This is a genomic window from Bradyrhizobium sp. ERR14 (genome assembly GCF_014198235.1).
Lineage (GTDB): Bacteria > Pseudomonadota > Alphaproteobacteria > Rhizobiales > Xanthobacteraceae > Bradyrhizobium.
This window is the reverse complement of record NZ_JACIHD010000005.1, coordinates 268,554-284,326: the sequence shown is the minus strand read 5'-3', so window position 1 is coordinate 284,326 and position 15,773 is coordinate 268,554. Positions and strand designations below refer to the sequence as shown.

The following is a 15,773-nucleotide window of genomic DNA, read 5'->3' as shown; positions in this document are numbered from 1 at the left end:
CACAACGGCAGCACTGAGGCATCCGTTCCGGTACGGGAGACACCCCTTTTCCCGCATAACACGAGGACGTGACTGGCCCGCTGCAACCCCGTAATTTCCGCGCCGCCCCGAGGGAGACGAGAGGAAACGCCATGGACAAGAAGATGCACGACAAGGGCCTGGAAGTCCGCAAAGCGGTGCTGGGCGAGGCCTATGTCAACAACGCCCTGAAGAATGTCGACGACTTCAACCGCCCGTTCCAGGAGATGCTGAACGAATATTGCTGGGGCACGGTGTGGGGCCGCGAGGAGCTGCCGCGCAAGACCCGCAGCATGCTCAACATCGCCATGATCGCGATCCTCAACCGCCAGCACGAGTTTCGCGCGCATCTGAAGGGCGCCCTGACCAACGGCGTCAGCCGTGAGGAGATCCGCGAGATCCTGATGCAGGTGGCGATCTATGGCGGCATGCCCGCCGCAGTCGACAGTTTCCGCATCGCGCGCGAGGTGTTTGCGGAGATCGATGGGAAGGCGTGAGCCAAACTAACCGCTCTCAATTGTATTGCTCCGCCATTGCGAGCGAAGCGAAGCAATCCAGAAATCCCTCCGCGGAAACATTCTGGATTGCTTCGTCGCTTCGCTCCTCGCAATGACGAGGAAGAGGAAAAAACACCATGGACATCGGATTCATCGGGCTCGGAAACATGGGTTTCCCGATGGCGCGGCGGCTGATCGAGGCGGGACACAGGCTCGTCGTGTTCGACACGCGCAAGGAGGTCACGGACAAGCTCACGGCGCTCGGCGCGACGGCGGCGACATCGCCGCAGGACATCGCCGACCAGGTCGAGACCGTGATGGCGAGCCTGCCATCGCTGCAAGCTTCGCTCGAGGTTGCAACGGGAGCGAACGGCGTGATCGAGGGCCGCCGGGCAAAACGCTTCATCGACCTCTCCACCGTCGGCTCGGCGATGGCCGTGAAGATTCACGACCTGCTCGCCAAGCGCAACATCGTCCAGATCGACTGCCCCGTCTCCGGCGGGGTCGGCGGCGCCGAGAAGGGCACGCTGGCGGTAATGGTCTCCGGACCGAGAGCAGAATTCGATCTGCTCAAGCCCGCGCTCGACGTGATCGGAAAGGTGTTCTTCATCGGCGAGAAGCCCGGCGCGGCGCAGACCATGAAGCTCGCCAACAATTTCCTGTCGGCCACCGCGATCGTGGCGACGTCGGAAGCGGTGGTGATGGGCGTGAAGGCCGGGCTCGATCCCGCCGTGATGATCGACGTCATCAACGCCGGCTCCGGCATGAACACCGCGAGCCGCGACAAGTTTCCGCGCGCCGTGCTGCCGCGCAGTTTCGATTTCGGTTTCGCCACGGGATTGATGGTGAAGGACGTCCGGCTGGTGCTGGAGGAGATGAAGCAGCTCGGCCTGTCGATGGAGGTCGCGGACGCGGTCGGGCGGTTGTGGGAGACCGTGATCAGCGCGGAAGGCGCCGAGTCCGATTTCACCGCGGCGATCAAGCCGATCGAGAAGAAGGCGGGGGTGGTGGTGGGCGAAAAAAAATAACGCCAAACCCGTAGCCCGGATGGAGCGCAGCGTAATCCGGGGTTGTTACGGCTCGGCGAGAACCCGGATTTCGCTGCGCTCCATCCGAGCTACGATCACTGTCTCACAGCCACGGCGCCGGCGTGTCCATCGCGATCAGCTGCTCGACCTCGATGCGCGGGCGGACGACGGCGTACTGATCGTCCTTCACCAGCACCTCCGGCACCAGCGGGCGCGTGTTGTAGGTGCCGGCCTGCACCGCGCCATAGGCACCCGCGGTCATGATGGCGATGAGATCGCCGGGCGCGGGCGTCGGCAGCGTGCGGTCGAGCGCGAGATAGTCGCCGGTCTCGCAGACCGGGCCGACGACGTCGGCCATGATGGTGGCGGCGCCCTTGGTGGGCTGCGTCACCGGCAGGATGTCGTGATGCGCCTCGTACAGCGTCGGGCGAATGAGGTCGTTCATGGCGGCGTCGATGATGACGAAATTCTTGCCGTCGCCGTGCTTCACATAGATCACCTTGGCGACCAGGATGCCGGCATTGCCGACGATCATGCGGCCCGGCTCGAACATCAGCGTGCAGCCGAGATTGTGGCTGACGCGCTTGACCATGGCGGCATAGGCCGCCGGCGCCGGCGGCGCCTCGCGGTCCATGTAATAGGGAATGCCGAGGCCGCCGCCGAAATCGACATGGGAGATGTTGTGGCCGTCGGCGCGCAGCGTCTGCACGAATTCGGAGAGGATGCGGAAGGCGGTCTCCATGCCGGAGAGGTCGGTGATCTGGCTGCCGATATGCACGTCGGTGCCTGTCACCTCGATGCCCGGGAGTTTCGCGGCGCGGGCATAGACTTCGCGGGCATGCACGATCGGGATGCCGAACTTGTTCTCGGACTTGCCGGTCGAGATCTTGGCGTGGGTGCCGGCGTCGACATCGGGATTGACGCGCAGCGAGACGCGCGCGGTCTTGCCCGTCTCGGTCGCCAGGCGCGACAGCAGCTCGAGCTCGGGCTCGGATTCGACGTTGAGACAGAGGATGTCGGCGGCGAGCGCGGCGCGCAGCTCCTGTTCGGTCTTGCCCACACCGGAGAACAGGATCTTGCTTGGCGGAATGCCGGCGGCCAGCGCGCGCTTCAATTCACCACCGGAGACCACGTCCGCGCCGGCGCCGAGCTTGGCGAGCGTCCGCAGCACCGACTGGTTCGAGTTCGCCTTCATGGCGTAGCAGACCAGCACCTTCTCGCCGGCGAAGGCCTCGGTGAAGACGCGATAGTGCCGCTCCAGCGTCGCGGTCGAATAGCAATAGAACGGCGTGCCGACTGTTGCGGCCAGCTCGGACAGGTTCACCGCCTCGGCGTGCAGCACGCCGTTGCGATAGTCGAAATGGTTCATGACGCAGGCTCGGTTGTCCCGGCTTATTTCTTGCCGGGAGGTTCGTCCAACAGCGGGTCGAGAATAAACGGTTTCTTCCTACCCTTGGCCGCCGCGGGTGCGGCATCCGCACCGGAGGTTGGGTCGAAAAGGCTCGGCGTCTTCTGGGCTGCGGTCTCGGTGTCGGTCGGAGCTGCGACGTTGCCCGTTGGCGCGTTGGAGGCGGTCGGCGGCAAATCCAGCGGACCCTTGCGGCCGCAGCCGGCAAGCGCGAGCGCCGTCAGGCTCAAGACAATGATGGCCCACCCCGAGCCGGCCGGGCGAAACTTTGACGTCACGACGAAATTCCCCACTACGCGGGGCGCACCATACAGAGATTGGCGCGCTCTGGCGAGAGCCGGATGACCATGAAACATAAGCGAAATTTTGCCCCTCAGCCCAATTTTCGCTCTTTTTCCAGCCGCTTCGCCCAGGCCTTGGCCTGCGACGCCACGTTCTTCGGCGCGGTGCCGCCGAAGCTGGTGCGGCTCTTCACCGACGATTCGACCGAGAGCACGCCGAGCACGTCCTTGGTGATCTTGGGCTCGATCGCCTGCATCTCCTTGAGCGGCAGCTCGTGCAGGGCGACGCCACCCTCGGCGGCCTTGGCGACGATACGGCCGGTGACGTGATGGGCGTCGCGGAACGGCATTTTCAGCGTCCGCACCAGCCAGTCGGCGAGATCGGTCGCGGTGGAATAGCCCTCGCCTGCAGCAAGCTTCATCTTGGCTTCGTCAGGCACGAGATCGCGAACCATGCCGGTCATGGCGCGGATCGCCAGCGACAGCGCGGCAAAGCCCTCCATGGCGCCCTGCTTGTCCTCCTGCATGTCCTTTTGATAGGCGAGCGGCAGGCCCTTCATCACGATCAACAAGCCGTTGAGCGCGCCGATGACGCGGCCGGTCTTGGCGCGCACCAGTTCGGCGGCATCCGGATTGCGCTTCTGCGGCATGATCGAGGAGCCGGTCGTGAACTTGTCGCTGAGCCGGATCATGCCGACCAGCGGCGAGGTCCAGATCACGATCTCCTCGGCAAAGCGCGACATGTGCACGGCGCAGATCGAGGCCGCCGACAATGCCTCCAGCACGAAGTCGCGGTCGGAGACGGCATCGAGCGAGTTCGCCATCGGACGGTCGAAGAGAAGCGCCTTCGCGGTGGCGTGACGGTCGATCGGGAACGAGGTGCCGGCCAGCGCGGCGGCGCCGAGCGGGGATTCATTCAGCCGCTTGCGCGCATCCTGGAAGCGGCCGCGATCGCGCGCGGCCATCTCGACATAGGCGAGCAGATGATGGCCGAAGGTCACGGGCTGCGCGGTCTGCAGATGGGTAAAGCCGGGCATCACGGTGGCGGCATGCTCCAGCGCGCGATTGACCAGCGCGGCCTGGAACGCGGCGAGCGCCGCGTCGGTCTCGTCGATGATGTCACGGACGTAGAGACGGAAATCGGTCGCGACCTGGTCGTTGCGCGAGCGCGCGGTGTGCAGGCGGCCGGCGGCGGGACCGATCAGCTCGGTCAAGCGGCTCTCGACATTCATATGGATGTCCTCGAGCGCGCGCTTGAACTCGAAGCCGCCCTTGCCGATCTCTGACAAAATCGTGTCTAGACCCTTGCCGATATTTTTCGCATCAGAACCCGTGATGATGCCCTTCGCGGCAAGCATCGCAGCGTGGGCCTTGGACGCGGCAATGTCCTGGGCGAAGAGGTGACGATCGACGTCGATGGAGACGTTGATCTCTTCCATGATCTCGTCGGGACGTTCCGAGAACCGGCCGCCCCACATCTTGTTGCTCATGATCCCCTGCTCACGCCTTGATTTGCCGCACGTTTGCTGGCCGCCGCCAGCCGTATTAAGAGGCCCCTGATAGCCATATCTGCGACCGGATGACAAACGATATGCTCGACAAGACGCCCTCCGCCACGCGCCGGGTCCCCCTCGTCATCGCCACCGTGGCGGTCGTAGGGCTGGCCGGCTTCGCTGCGCTGTACGGACTGGGCCTGAGCCGGGCCCCATCAGGCGATCCGGCCTGCCGGGCGGCAGTGGCTACGGCGCAAAAGATCGCCCCGCTGGCCCATGGCGAGGTGGCGGCGCTGACCATGGCGAGCGCGCCGCTGAAGCTGCCCGACCTCGCCTTCGAGGATGCCGACGGCAAGCCGAAAAAGCTGTCCGATTTCCGCGGCAAGACGCTGCTGGTGAACCTCTGGGCCACCTGGTGCGTGCCATGCCGGAAGGAAATGCCGGCGCTGGACGAGCTCCAGGGCAAGCTGTCGGGCCCGAATTTCGAGGTGGTGGCGATCAATATCGACACTCGCGACCCCGAGAAGCCGAAGACCTTCCTGAAAGAGGCCAATCTGGCCCGGCTCAGCTATTTCAGCGATCAGAAAGCCAAGGTTTTTCAGGATCTTAAGGCCATAGGCCGGGCGCTCGGCATGCCCACCTCGGTGCTGGTCGATCCGCAAGGCTGCGAGATTGCGACGATCGCGGGGCCGGCGGAATGGGCGAGCGAGGACGCGCTCAAGTTGATCCGGGCGGCGACGGGCAAGGCCGCCGCAGCGCTCTAGGATTTTCAGGCGGTGATGTTGAGGTTGCCGCCGACGCCGGCACCGACATTGGCCAGCGAGGGCTGACCCGCACCAAGCAGCGTCAGGACGGTGGATTTCTCCATATCCGCGTTCTGCTTGGTCAGCGTCGCCGCAATATTCGACTGCAGCGCGCCTTGCTGAGCGGCCAGCATGGTGCTGACCATTGCCATCATGTCCATTACGCGAACCCTCTTACCGGCTGCAGCCTAGGCGCGAGGGGTTAACGCGACATGAATCGACACAGGATAGGTGCCGTAGGGTGGGCAAAGGCGCACTTGCGCCGTGCCCACCACCTCACCATGGTCGCGAAAAATGCGTGGGCACGCTTCGCTTTGCCCACCCTACGGCACCGCCGCCTTAGCGCGTCGGAACCGGCTTGGCGCCGCGGTAGTCGTAGAAGCCGCGCTGGGTCTTGCGCCCGAGCCAGCCGGCCTCGACGTATTTCACCAGCAGCGGGCACGGGCGGTACTTGGAATCGGCCAGCCCCTCATGCAGCACCTGCATGATCGAGAGGCAGGTATCGAGGCCGATGAAATCGGCGAGCTCCAGCGGGCCCATCGGATGGTGGGCGCCAAGCTTCATGGCCGCGTCGATCGCCTCGACATTGCCGACGCCTTCATACAGCGTGTAGATCGCCTCGTTGATCATCGGCAGCAGGATGCGGTTGACGATGAAGGCCGGGAAATCCTCGGACACCGCGACCTGCTTGCCGAGCTTGGCGACGAATTCCTTGGACGCCTCGAAGGTCTGGTCGTCGGTGGCGATGCCGCGGATCAGCTCCACCAGCTCCATCAGCGGCACCGGATTCATGAAGTGAATGCCGATGAAGCGCTCGGGCCGGTCGGTGGCGGCGGCAAGCCGGGTGATCGAGATCGAGGACGTATCGGAGGCGACGATCGCCTCGGGCTTCAACACGGCGCAGAGCTCGTGGAAGATCTTGCGCTTGACCTCTTCCTTCTCGACCGCGGTCTCTATCACGAGGTCGCAATCGGCGAGGTCGTCCAGCTTCTCGGCGGACGTGATGCGCGCCATCGCCTTGGCCTTGTCGTCCTCGGAGACGGCCTTCTTGGAGACCTGGCGCGCCAGATTACCGTTGATGGTGGCCATGCCCGACTTGAGGCGATCAACCGAAACGTCGTTGAGCACCACGTCGAAACCGGCCAGCGCCGCAACATGCGCGATGCCATTGCCCATCTGACCCGCGCCGATCACGCCGACCTTCTTGATCACTGCCGCCATCTTGTCATCCACCGGAACGGCGCGCGACGAGCGCGCCTGCCTATCCCCCGAGCCGGGAGGTCTGATTTGATCAGAAGCTTGATTTAATCAGAACCCGGGCTCGAAACCTAGATTGGATCGCTTCGAAGGCGTGCCCCACGCCAAAGAAAACGCTTCAGAAATGAAACACCGGCCGGAGTTTATGCCTCCGGCCGGTGTTTTTGGCGTCTTTTACTTGCCGAGCTTGCCGAGTTCGGCCGTCAGCTCCGGAACCGCCTGGTAGAGATCGGCGACCAGGCCGTAATCGGCAACCTGGAAGATCGGCGCGTCCTCGTCCTTGTTGATCGCGACGATCACCTTGGAGTCCTTCATGCCGGCCAGATGCTGGATGGCGCCGGAAATGCCGACGGCGACATAGAGCTCGGGCGCCACCACCTTGCCGGTCTGGCCGACCTGCCAGTCGTTCGGGGCGTAGCCGGCGTCCACCGCCGCGCGCGAGGCACCGACACCGGCCCCAAGCTTGTCAGCGAGCGGCTCGATGTACTTGGCAAAATTCTCGCGGCTCTGCATGGCGCGGCCACCGGAGACGATGATCTTGGCCGAGGTCAGCTCGGGACGGTCGCTCTTGGCGACCTCCTCGCCGATGAAGGACGACAGGGCCGGATCGGCCGCCGCCGCGACGGTCTCGACCGCCGCGCTGCCGCCCTCGCCGGCTGCGGCGAAGGTCGAGGTCCGCACCGTGATGACCTTCTTGGCGTCCTTGGACTTCACCGTCTGGATGGCGTTACCGGCATAGATCGGACGCTCATAGGTGTCGGGGGCGACCACCTTGATGATCTCCGAGACCTGCATGACGTCGAGCAGGGCGGCGACGCGCGGCATCACGTTCTTGAAGCGCGAGGTCGCGGGCGCGACGATCGCATCGTAGCCGGAGGCCAGCGAGACGATCAGCGCGGCCAGCGGCTCGGCGAGATCGTGCGCGTAGAGCTCGCCATCGGCGAGCAGCACCTTCTTGACGCCGGCAAGCTTGGCAGCGGCATCCGCCGCGGCCTTGGCGTTCTGGCCGGCAACGAGGACTTCGACGTCCGCGCCGAGCGCGGCGGCCGCGGTCAGGGCCTTGTTGGTCGCATCCTTGAGCGACGCATTGTCGTGTTCGGCAATCAGCAGCGTCGTCATCAGAGCACCCCGGCTTCGTTCTTGAGTTTCGACACCAGCTCGGCGACGTCCTTGACCTTGACGCCCGCCTTGCGGCCGGCCGGCTCCGTCGTCTTGACGACCTCGAGACGCGGAGCGACGTCGACGCCGTAATCGGCGACGGTCTTGTCCGCGATCGGCTTCTTCTTGGCCTTCATGATGTTCGGCAGCGAGGCATAGCGCGGCTCGTTGAGACGCAGATCGGTGGTGACGATCGTCGGTCCCTTCAGCTTCACGGTCTGGAGACCGCCATCGACTTCGCGGGTGACCTTGAAGTCAGAACCTTCGACCTCGAGCTTCGAAGCGAACGTCGCCTGCGACCAGCCGAGCAACGCAGCCAGCATCTGGCCGGTCTGGTTGCTGTCGTCGTCGATCGCCTGCTTGCCGAGAATGATCAGGCCGGGCTGCTCTTCTTCCGCAACCTTCTTCAGGATCTTGGCGACCGCGAGCGGTTCGACCGTGCCCTCGGCCTTCACCAGGATGCCGCGATCGGCGCCCATGGCAAGACCCGTGCGGATCGTCTCCGACGCCTGCGCAGGTCCAATGGAAACCACCACGACTTCGGTCGCCTTGCCGGCTTCCTTCAGGCGCAGTGCTTCCTCAACCGCGATTTCGTCGAACGGGTTCATCGACATCTTGACGTTGGCGAGTTCAACGCCCGATCCATCGCCCTTGACGCGGACCTTGACGTTGTAATCGACCACCCGCTTTACCGGCACTAAGACCTTCATCGATCCTCTTTCACTCAATTTGGGAGGGGGGTTATCAACTGGCGCGGAACCTAAAGGCCCGATCTGCCCCGGTCAACGCGCGAACGAGTCTAATTTCGGCCTTCTGAAATGCAGAGGGCACGGTAGGTCAGCGGTTCTGGCCCGGAACCCAAAGCACGTCGCCGGCGCCGTTCCCGTTGGCGGCCCGGCTGGCCACGAACAGGAAGTCCGACAGGCGATTCATATATTGGATGCCAGCCGCGCTGACCTGCTCCCCGGGTTGCGCCGCCAGTTCCACGATCACCCGTTCCGCCCTGCGGCATATCGTGCGCGCCACGTGGAGATAGGCCGCAGTCGGCGTGCCGCCGGGAAGCACGAAGGAGGTCAGCGGCGCGAGCTTGTCGTTGAGCGCGTCGATGTCGCGCTCGAGCCGCTCGACCTGGCTCGCCACCACCCGCAGCCGCTCCGCCTTGCCCTCACGCTCGGGCACCGCAAGGTCGGCGCCGAGATCGAACAGGTCGTTCTGGATGCGGCCGAGCATCACGTCGAGCTCGGGCATGTCCGCGGTGTGGAGCCTGACCACGCCGATCGCGGCGTTGGTCTCGTCGACGGTGCCATAGGCCTCGATGCGCAGATCGTATTTCGGACGCCGCTCGCCGGTTCCGAGCGCTGTCGTGCCGTCGTCACCGGTCTTGGTGTAGATGCGATTCAGTACGACCATAGGAGACTCTTAATTTTGGGGCATGATCCTGTCGGAAAACCGCTTCACACTTTTCCGGATCATGCCCTAACGCCCCATCGCCCAGACCGCGAGCATCGCGATGATGATCGCCACGAATTGCAGCAGCACGCGCCAGCGCATCAGCTTCTGCGAAATGTTGGGCGAGCCGCCGCGCATCATGTTGATGAGCCCGAGCAGCAGCACCAACGCCACGGCGCCGGCTGCCGCCGGCAGGATGAAAGTCGTCAGGAGAGATGCCATTGGGGGGTGATAACACCGTGCGCGCCGGTCCGCCATGGTGCCGCGGCAGCCTCCGGCGTCATTCCGGGGCGATGCGAAGCGTCGAGCCCGGAATGACAGCGAGACGCTTCGCGAACTGGCTTTTGGGGCAAGAATATCAGATGGTATTGCGATGATTTCCGATTTGCGCCCATTGCCTATTCTCCTGACCTCTCCCTACGTGCGGGCAGAGCGGGCAGCGGTGTAGGTGCCATTTGAAAGCCATCCGCTACATTTACTGCGTCTTGGAGGATGCGTTCTACACGTTCCTGGCCGACGACGGCTGGGCGATCGCGAGCCATATCGCGCTGTCGACGTTGATGGCGCTGTTCCCGTTCCTGATCGTGCTGACCTCGCTCGCGGGCTTCTTCGGCTCCAAGGAACTCGCCGACCAGGCCGCCAGCCTGATGCTGCAGATCTGGCCCAAGCAGGTCGCCGATTCGATCTCGGGCGAGGTGCATGACGTGCTGACCACGACCCGCACCGGCATTCTGACCATCGGCGCGGCGCTGTCGGTCTATTTCGCCTCCAACGGCGTCGAGGCCCTCCGGGTCGCACTCAACCGCGCCTATGCGGTGGTGGAGATGCGGCGCTGGTACTGGCTGCGGCTGGAATCGATTGTCTACACGCTGATTGCTGCCTTCACCGCGCTCGCCATGGCGTTCCTGATCGTGCTCGGTCCGCTCTTGATCGAGGCGGCGCGGCGCCACATCCCGCTGTTCGTCGAATCCAACGAGAGCATCCTGACCTGGCTGCGCTACGGCATCACCATCGGTGCGCTGGTGGTGGCGCTGATCATCCTGCATGCCTGGCTGCCGGCTGGACGGCGGGGCTTCTTCCAGATCCTTCCCGGCATCGTCTTCACCATCGTGGCGTCGCTGATATCAGGCATCGTGTTCGGGCAATATCTGGCGCGCTTCGCCAACAATTACGTGACCATGTATGCGGGGCTCGCCTCGGTCATCATCGCGCTGGTGTTCCTGTACTTCATCGCCGCGATCTTCGTTTACGGCGGCGAGCTCAACGCCGCGATCATCAAGTCGCGGCTTCCTCACGGCGTGTCGCTTCAAGCAGCGCAGTCGCTAGCGCCCGCGGAGACACAGGCTTGACCAGGAAGGCGTCGGCACCGGCCTCGCGCGAGGCCGCCTCGTCCTCGCCGCGGCCGGACACCCCGATGATCGGGATCTGAGCCAGCGGGGCCTCCATGGTGCGGATCCGCCTGATGGCCTCGACGCCGTCGATGCCCGGCAGCACCATATCCATCAGCACCGCATCGAACGCGCCTTGCGCCAGCCGGCCGACGGCGTCCTCGCCGCGCCCGATGAACTCGGCATGATGGCCGAGCTCGGTCAGAATCGTGTTGAGCACGACGCGGCCGAACGGATTGTCCTCGACGCTGAGGACGCGCAGCGCCGCGGCCACATCCGCCTCGGTTTCGCCCTTCGCCTTGCGGGATTTGCGCGGTCCGGCCGCATCGAGCGACACCGTCAGCGTGAAGGTAGCACCACCGCCCCGGCGTGGGGCGACGGTGATGTCGCCCCCCATCGCGCGCGCCAATTGCTTGACCGAGGACAGGCCCAAGCCAGCGCCGCCGAAGCGCGAGGCGATGGTGACATTGGCCTGGGTGAACGGGCGGAACAGCCGCTTGATCTCGGCCATGGTCAGACCGATGCCGCTGTCGGACACCGCGAAGGCGACGCCGACCCTGCCCTTCTCTTTTGGCTTGCCCTTCGCTTTGCCTTTGGCTGGACGCCAGGGCGCGACCTCGAGTGCCACGCCGCCCTGGTCGGTGAACTTCACGGCATTGTCGATCAGGTTCTCGAGCGCGGCGCGCAGGCGGACGGGATCGCCGACCACGAGGCCGGGGAGCTTGTCGGAGATCTCGACCTGGGCCAGGAGACCCTTGGCGGCGGCGCGGCCGGCCAGCGAATCCCCGGCGCTGCGGGCGAGCGTGCGCAGATCGAACAGGTCCTGCCGCAGCGTCCCTCCGCCCTTTCCGGCCCCCTTGCCGGTTCGGGCGGCATCCACGAACAGCGTGGCAAGGCTCGCCAGATGCTCGGCGCCGGCCTTGATGGTGTCGGCCCAGCGCCGTTCCCGCTCGCCGAGATCGGAGGTCGCAAGCAGGTCGCTGATCGCCAGAATGCCGGTCAGGGGGGTGCGGACCTCATGGGCAAAGGCGGCGAGCGCCGCCTGGACCACGTCCGGGGCGACCGCCTTGGTGCTGCGCTTGCGCAACCCGCCGGCCGTCCCGGACCGCTTCCGAGGCGGTCGCCTGGACGTCCGCGTGGTGCGCGCTGGGCGCGTTTTCGCCGCCATAAATCCCCTTCGAAGTATCCCCTTCGAACCCCGGGCTGTCGGCCAAGCATGGCACGGCGGAACCCCCGGAGTCACGGCGGCGTTTGGCTAACCCCCAGAGAAACTTAATCTAATCCCACCAGCTGACGGATGCCGGCAGGCGTGATGCCGGCCGCGCGCAAGGCGCGCAGACCGGTCGAGCGGCTCGATTTCGACAGCTTCCGCCCGTCGCTGTCGCAAATCAGCCGGTGATGGCGGTAGGCGGGTTCGGGCAGGCCGAGCAGGACCTGGAGCAGGCGGTGGACGGCGGTGGCGTGAAACAGGTCCTGGCCACGCACGATCTCGCTGACGCCCTGGAGCGCGTCATCGACGACGACGGACAGGTGGTAGCTGGTCGGCGTCTCCTTGCGCGCCAGGATGACGTCACCCCAGGCCTCGGGCCGCGCCGGGACCGTGCCGCGCTCGCCATCAGGCCCCTCGCCCAGCTCATTCCAGGTCAGGCCGGCGACGCGCCGACAGGCGGCCGCCATGTCGAGCCGCAGCGCGTAGGGCACGCCCGAAGCCATGAGCCGGTCGCGCTCGGAAGCTGAGAGCGATTTCGCATCGCCGGGATAGAGCGGCGCGCCATCGGGATCGCGGGGCCACGGCCCGTCAGCCTCGCGCGCGGAGACGAGCTTTGCGATCTCGGCGCGGCTTTCGAAGGCGGGATAGATGAGCCCAAGCGCCGACAGCTTGTCCAGCGCCGCGCGATAATCAGCGAGATGCTCCGACTGCCGCCGCACCGGCGTCTCCCAATTAATTCCGAGCCAGGCCAGATCCTCATAGATCGCCGCCTCGAATTCCGGCCGGCAGCGCGTTGCATCGATGTCCTCGATCCGCAGCAACAAGCGGCCGCCGGTCTCGCGCGCGCGGTCGAAATTCAGCAGTGCGGAATAGGCGTGGCCGAGATGGAGGTGGCCGTTCGGGCTCGGGGCGAATCGGAAAACGGGTGGTGCCATCATATCAAACTCGTCATGGCCGGGCTCAGCCCGGCCATCCATCTTCCAAGGACTCTGTTACGATAGGAGATGGATGCGCGGGTCAAGCCCGCGCATGACGTCGAAGAAAGCTTGCCAATCGCATGACCATCCATCTCGAAACCCAATCCGATCTCGAAGAGGCCGTCCAAGCGCTGATCAGGCGCGATCCCCGCCTGAAACCCGTATTCGAGATCGCGGGCATGCCGGCGTTGCGGCGGCGCGAGCCGGGTTTTGCGGGCCTTGCCCACATCGTCTGCGGCCAGCAGCTCTCGACCGCGAGCGCCGCGGCGATCTGGGGACGGTTGTCGGCGGCCTTCGATCCGTTCGACCATGACGCGGTGCGCCGCGCCCGCACTGACCGGCTCGGGCGGCTCGGCCTGTCGGCCGCCAAGATCAAGACGCTGAAGCATCTTGCACGCGAGATCGGCGCGCAGCGGCTGAACCTCGACGTGCTCGCCGAGGAAGACGCCGACGCCGCGCATCACACGCTGATCGCGCTGCCCGGCATCGGCCCCTGGACCGCGGACGTCTATTTGTTGTTCTGCCTCGGCCATGGCGATGCCTGGCCCGCCGGCGACCTCGCCGTGCAGGAGGCTATCCGCGTCGGGCTCGGCCTTCAGGCAAGGCCGACGGAAAAGCAGATGGCGCCGCTCGCCGAGCCCTGGCGTCCCCTGCGCGGCGCGGCGGCGCATTTGTGGTGGAGCTATTATCGCGCGGTGAAGAAGCGCGAGGGCGTGCTCGCCGGCTCGGGCTAAAGAAACCGCTGCGCACTTTTCCGGATCATGCCTAGCCCCGCAGCCTCGCGCGGTCGGCCCGGGCGCATTCGGCGACGAAATCCACGACGGCGCGCACCGCCGGAAGCTCGACGAGGTCGGGATGGGCAAGCAGCCACAGGTCCGCCACGCTGGCGAGCTTTTGCGGGGCGACGCGCACGAGGTCGGGATAGCTTTCCGCGACGAAGCAGGAGAGCGCCGAGATCCCAATCCCGGCGCGGACCGCTGCCAGCATGTCGCCCTGGGAAGAGCAGCGCATCACCACCCTGGCCTGCCGGGTGACGACGTCGCTCCAGCGCGCAAGCTGCGCGTTGGACGCCTGGTCGGCGAAGCCGACGACGCTATGCTCCTTCCACTCGCCGCGCCGTTCGGGCAAGGAGCGCCCCGCGGCATAATCGCGCGAGGCATAGAATCCGGTGCCAAGGCGGCCGATCTTGCGGCCGACCAGGTTTTCCTCGCCGCTGTCGAAAGGCCGCAGCACCACGTCCGCCTCACGCCGTCGCACACTCGCCGGAAACGGGTGGGTGATGATCTCGAGCTGGACATGGTCATGCGCACGCAGGAAGGCAGGCAGGCGCGGCATCAGCCAATGCGAGGCCAGCGTCGCGCCGATCGAAAGCTTGACGATGCCGCGTGCCTTGTGTCCTCCGGCCGCAACCGCGGTCTCGGCCCGCAACGCCGCCGCCGCCATGGCCTCGGCGTGCTCGCGCAATGTCCGTCCGTCCGCGGTCAGCGCCAGGCCGTCGGCGGCGCGCGCCACCAGTCTGGTGCCGAGCTGAGCTTCCAGCGCCGCGATCTCGCGGCTGACGGTGGGATGGCTGGTGCGGAGCCGGCGGGCGGCGGCGGTGAAGCTTCCGGTATCGGCGACCGCGACGAAGGTCTTGCAGAGATCCCAGTCCAATCGGCCTCCGTTCATATCTGAATGACTGTCCGTTCATTATTGAACGATCGGAGCGCGCCGTCCAACCTTATAGTGGGTTCAAACCCGCAACACGGGCGGCAATCGCCCGCGCGACAATCAACAGGGAAACGCCTCGTCATCCGCCCGCCGGCGGAGCCGCGTTTTCGGGGAGGACATGATGGCGCTGCCCGCTCTCTTGAAGGATTCGCTCGCGCTGCCCGTGGTGGGCTCGCCGCTCTTCATCGTCTCCGGACCAGAGCTGGTGATCGCCCAGTGCAAGGCGGGCGTCGTCGGCTCGTTTCCGGCGCTCAATGCCCGTCCGGTCGAGAAGCTCGACGAATGGCTGAGCCGCATCGAGGACGAGCTCGGCCAATACAAATCGCTCAATCCGGGCAGGAAGGTCGCGCCCTACGCGGTCAACCAGATTTGCCACGCCTCCAACGACCGCCTGATGAAGGACATGGAGACCTGCGTGAAACATCGCGTCCCCATCATCATCACCTCGCTGCGGCCGCCGGCGGAGATCGTCGAGGCCGCGCATTCCTACGGCGGGCTGGTGTTCCACGACGTCATCAACGTCAAGCATGCGCGGAAAGCGGCTGAGCACGGCGTCGACGGCCTGATCCTGGTCTGCGCGGGCGCCGGCGGGCATGCCGGAACGCTGTCGCCCTTCGCGCTGGTGCGCGAGGTCAAGCAATGGTTCAAGGGCACGATCCTGCTGTCAGGCGCGATCAGCGACGGCTTCGGCATCGCCTCCGCGCTGACGCTGGGCGCCGACCTCGCCTATATCGGCACGCGCTTCATCGCGACCAGGGAAGCCAACGCCGACGAAGCCTACAAGGCCGCGCTGACGCAGCATGCCGCGCACGACATCGTCTACACCAACCTGTTCACCGGCGTGCACGGCAACTATCTCGGCCCCTCCATCGCCGCCGCGGGACTCGATCCGGACAATCTGCCGGTGGCCGACAAGACGAAGATGAATTTCGGCTCCGGCGGCAACACGAAATCAAAGGCCTGGCGCGACATCTGGGGTTCGGGCCAGGGCATCGGCCAGATCACCGACGCGCCGCCCGTGGCCGACCTGGTCGACCGGATGAAGGCGGAGTTCGATCAGGCCCGCCAGGATTTCCTGCTCCGCGCCAGCGCCTGA

At 65.6% G+C, this 15,773-nt stretch carries 18 protein-coding genes; 6 read left to right on the top strand and 12 right to left on the bottom strand.

Going from position 1 to position 15,773, the window contains the following annotated elements:
• Nucleotides 1–131 precede the first annotated feature (131 nt).
• On the top strand, nucleotides 132–515 hold the full coding sequence (locus GGD62_RS17385; protein WP_018316258.1) for a carboxymuconolactone decarboxylase family protein: 384 nt from the start codon (nucleotides 132–134) through the stop codon (nucleotides 513–515).
• Nucleotides 516–652: 137 nt separating this feature from the next.
• The gene (locus GGD62_RS17380) at nucleotides 653–1,543 is read left to right on the top strand and encodes an NAD(P)-dependent oxidoreductase (RefSeq protein ID WP_183709153.1); all 891 of its coding nucleotides are present in this window, start codon (nucleotides 653–655) and stop codon (nucleotides 1,541–1,543) included.
• A gap of 103 nt (nucleotides 1,544–1,646) precedes the next feature.
• Here GGD62_RS17380 and lysA read toward each other — a convergent pair whose 3' ends face one another.
• From lysA to argH, 3 genes are all read right to left on the bottom strand, one after another.
• Nucleotides 1,647–2,912, bottom strand: a complete 1,266-nt coding sequence (gene lysA / locus GGD62_RS17375; protein WP_183258295.1) for a diaminopimelate decarboxylase — start codon at nucleotides 2,910–2,912, stop codon at nucleotides 1,647–1,649.
• Nucleotides 2,913–2,935: 23 nt separating this feature from the next.
• A complete protein-coding gene (gene lptM, locus GGD62_RS17370; RefSeq protein ID WP_026201636.1) occupies nucleotides 2,936–3,229 on the bottom strand; it encodes an LPS translocon maturation chaperone LptM in 294 nt (97 codons plus the stop codon).
• Between the two features lie 95 nt (nucleotides 3,230–3,324).
• Nucleotides 3,325–4,722 (bottom strand): argininosuccinate lyase, encoded by a 1,398-nt coding sequence (gene argH, locus GGD62_RS17365; protein WP_183709151.1) that lies wholly within the window; start codon nucleotides 4,720–4,722, stop codon nucleotides 3,325–3,327.
• Between the two features lie 101 nt (nucleotides 4,723–4,823).
• On the opposite strand from argH, the gene tlpA reads away from it, so the two are divergent.
• Entirely contained in the window at nucleotides 4,824–5,489 is a 666-nt protein-coding gene (gene tlpA, locus GGD62_RS17360; RefSeq protein ID WP_018316263.1) for a thiol:disulfide interchange protein TlpA, read from the top strand.
• 5 nt (nucleotides 5,490–5,494) lie between these two features.
• On the opposite strand, the gene GGD62_RS17355 is transcribed toward tlpA, so the two are convergent.
• From GGD62_RS17355 to GGD62_RS17330, 6 genes are all read right to left on the bottom strand, one after another.
• Nucleotides 5,495–5,689, bottom strand: coding sequence for a hypothetical protein (locus GGD62_RS17355; protein WP_018316264.1), 195 nt, complete (start codon nucleotides 5,687–5,689; stop codon nucleotides 5,495–5,497).
• Between the two features lie 178 nt (nucleotides 5,690–5,867).
• The gene (locus GGD62_RS17350; protein WP_026201637.1) at nucleotides 5,868–6,749 is read right to left on the bottom strand and encodes a 3-hydroxybutyryl-CoA dehydrogenase; all 882 of its coding nucleotides are present in this window, start codon (nucleotides 6,747–6,749) and stop codon (nucleotides 5,868–5,870) included.
• Between the two features lie 210 nt (nucleotides 6,750–6,959).
• Nucleotides 6,960–7,904, bottom strand: a complete 945-nt coding sequence (locus GGD62_RS17345; RefSeq protein WP_018316266.1) for an electron transfer flavoprotein subunit alpha/FixB family protein — start codon at nucleotides 7,902–7,904, stop codon at nucleotides 6,960–6,962.
• Complete coding sequence (locus tag GGD62_RS17340) at nucleotides 7,904–8,653, bottom strand: electron transfer flavoprotein subunit beta/FixA family protein (protein WP_018316267.1); 750 nt, start codon at nucleotides 8,651–8,653, stop codon at nucleotides 7,904–7,906. The genes GGD62_RS17345 and GGD62_RS17340 overlap by 1 nt, the downstream gene beginning before the upstream one ends.
• Nucleotides 8,654–8,780: 127 nt before the next feature.
• Nucleotides 8,781–9,353 carry a cob(I)yrinic acid a,c-diamide adenosyltransferase gene (locus GGD62_RS17335; protein ID WP_018316268.1) on the bottom strand — a complete coding sequence of 191 codons (573 nt, stop codon included), beginning with the start codon at nucleotides 9,351–9,353 and terminating at the stop codon, nucleotides 8,781–8,783.
• Between the two features lie 66 nt (nucleotides 9,354–9,419).
• Nucleotides 9,420–9,614, bottom strand: a complete 195-nt coding sequence (locus tag GGD62_RS17330) for a twin transmembrane helix small protein (RefSeq protein ID WP_018316269.1) — start codon at nucleotides 9,612–9,614, stop codon at nucleotides 9,420–9,422.
• A gap of 233 nt (nucleotides 9,615–9,847) precedes the next feature.
• Between GGD62_RS17330 and GGD62_RS17325 the strand changes: the two genes are divergently transcribed.
• Nucleotides 9,848–10,741, top strand: a complete 894-nt coding sequence (locus tag GGD62_RS17325) for a YihY/virulence factor BrkB family protein (RefSeq protein WP_026201638.1) — start codon at nucleotides 9,848–9,850, stop codon at nucleotides 10,739–10,741.
• Here the strand turns inward: GGD62_RS17325 and GGD62_RS17320 are convergent.
• Together GGD62_RS17320 and gluQRS are read right to left on the bottom strand one after the other, a co-directional pair.
• Nucleotides 10,668–11,948 carry an ATP-binding protein gene (locus GGD62_RS17320; RefSeq protein WP_183236679.1) on the bottom strand — a complete coding sequence of 427 codons (1,281 nt, stop codon included), beginning with the start codon at nucleotides 11,946–11,948 and terminating at the stop codon, nucleotides 10,668–10,670. The genes GGD62_RS17325 and GGD62_RS17320 overlap by 74 nt on opposite strands.
• Before the next feature lie 104 nt (nucleotides 11,949–12,052).
• Nucleotides 12,053–12,925, bottom strand: coding sequence for a tRNA glutamyl-Q(34) synthetase GluQRS (gluQRS, locus tag GGD62_RS17315; protein ID WP_183709347.1), 873 nt, complete (start codon nucleotides 12,923–12,925; stop codon nucleotides 12,053–12,055).
• Nucleotides 12,926–13,047: 122 nt separating this feature from the next.
• On the opposite strand from gluQRS, the gene GGD62_RS17310 reads away from it, so the two are divergent.
• On the top strand, nucleotides 13,048–13,701 hold the full coding sequence (locus GGD62_RS17310; RefSeq protein ID WP_183709149.1) for a DNA-3-methyladenine glycosylase: 654 nt from the start codon (nucleotides 13,048–13,050) through the stop codon (nucleotides 13,699–13,701).
• 31 nt (nucleotides 13,702–13,732) lie between these two features.
• On the opposite strand, the gene GGD62_RS17305 is transcribed toward GGD62_RS17310, so the two are convergent.
• Nucleotides 13,733–14,620 (bottom strand): LysR family transcriptional regulator, encoded by an 888-nt coding sequence (locus GGD62_RS17305; RefSeq protein WP_183236682.1) that lies wholly within the window; start codon nucleotides 14,618–14,620, stop codon nucleotides 13,733–13,735.
• 178 nt (nucleotides 14,621–14,798) lie between these two features.
• Between GGD62_RS17305 and GGD62_RS17300 the strand changes: the two genes are divergently transcribed.
• A complete protein-coding gene (locus GGD62_RS17300; RefSeq protein ID WP_026201640.1) occupies nucleotides 14,799–15,773 on the top strand; it encodes a nitronate monooxygenase family protein in 975 nt (324 codons plus the stop codon).

Coding starts and splice junctions, on each gene's coding strand:
- GGD62_RS17380 (WP_183709153.1), top strand. CDS start 653: ATGGACATCGGATTCATCGGGCTCGGAAACATGGGTTTCCCGATGGCG.
- argH (WP_183709151.1), bottom strand. CDS start 4,722: ATGAGCAACAAGATGTGGGGCGGCCGGTTCTCGGAACGTCCCGACGAG.
- GGD62_RS17345 (WP_018316266.1), bottom strand. CDS start 7,904: ATGACGACGCTGCTGATTGCCGAACACGACAATGCGTCGCTCAAGGAT.
- GGD62_RS17310 (WP_183709149.1), top strand. CDS start 13,048: ATGACCATCCATCTCGAAACCCAATCCGATCTCGAAGAGGCCGTCCAA.
- GGD62_RS17330 (WP_018316269.1), bottom strand. CDS start 9,614: ATGGCATCTCTCCTGACGACTTTCATCCTGCCGGCGGCAGCCGGCGCC.
- GGD62_RS17350 (WP_026201637.1), bottom strand. CDS start 6,749: ATGGCGGCAGTGATCAAGAAGGTCGGCGTGATCGGCGCGGGTCAGATG.
- lysA (WP_183258295.1), bottom strand. CDS start 2,912: ATGAACCATTTCGACTATCGCAACGGCGTGCTGCACGCCGAGGCGGTG.
- GGD62_RS17385 (WP_018316258.1), top strand. CDS start 132: ATGGACAAGAAGATGCACGACAAGGGCCTGGAAGTCCGCAAAGCGGTG.
- GGD62_RS17320 (WP_183236679.1), bottom strand. CDS start 11,948: ATGGCGGCGAAAACGCGCCCAGCGCGCACCACGCGGACGTCCAGGCGA.
- tlpA (WP_018316263.1), top strand. CDS start 4,824: ATGCTCGACAAGACGCCCTCCGCCACGCGCCGGGTCCCCCTCGTCATC.
- GGD62_RS17335 (WP_018316268.1), bottom strand. CDS start 9,353: ATGGTCGTACTGAATCGCATCTACACCAAGACCGGTGACGACGGCACG.
- GGD62_RS17300 (WP_026201640.1), top strand. CDS start 14,799: ATGGCGCTGCCCGCTCTCTTGAAGGATTCGCTCGCGCTGCCCGTGGTG.
- GGD62_RS17355 (WP_018316264.1), bottom strand. CDS start 5,689: ATGGACATGATGGCAATGGTCAGCACCATGCTGGCCGCTCAGCAAGGC.
- gluQRS (WP_183709347.1), bottom strand. CDS start 12,925: ATGGCACCACCCGTTTTCCGATTCGCCCCGAGCCCGAACGGCCACCTC.
- GGD62_RS17340 (WP_018316267.1), bottom strand. CDS start 8,653: ATGAAGGTCTTAGTGCCGGTAAAGCGGGTGGTCGATTACAACGTCAAG.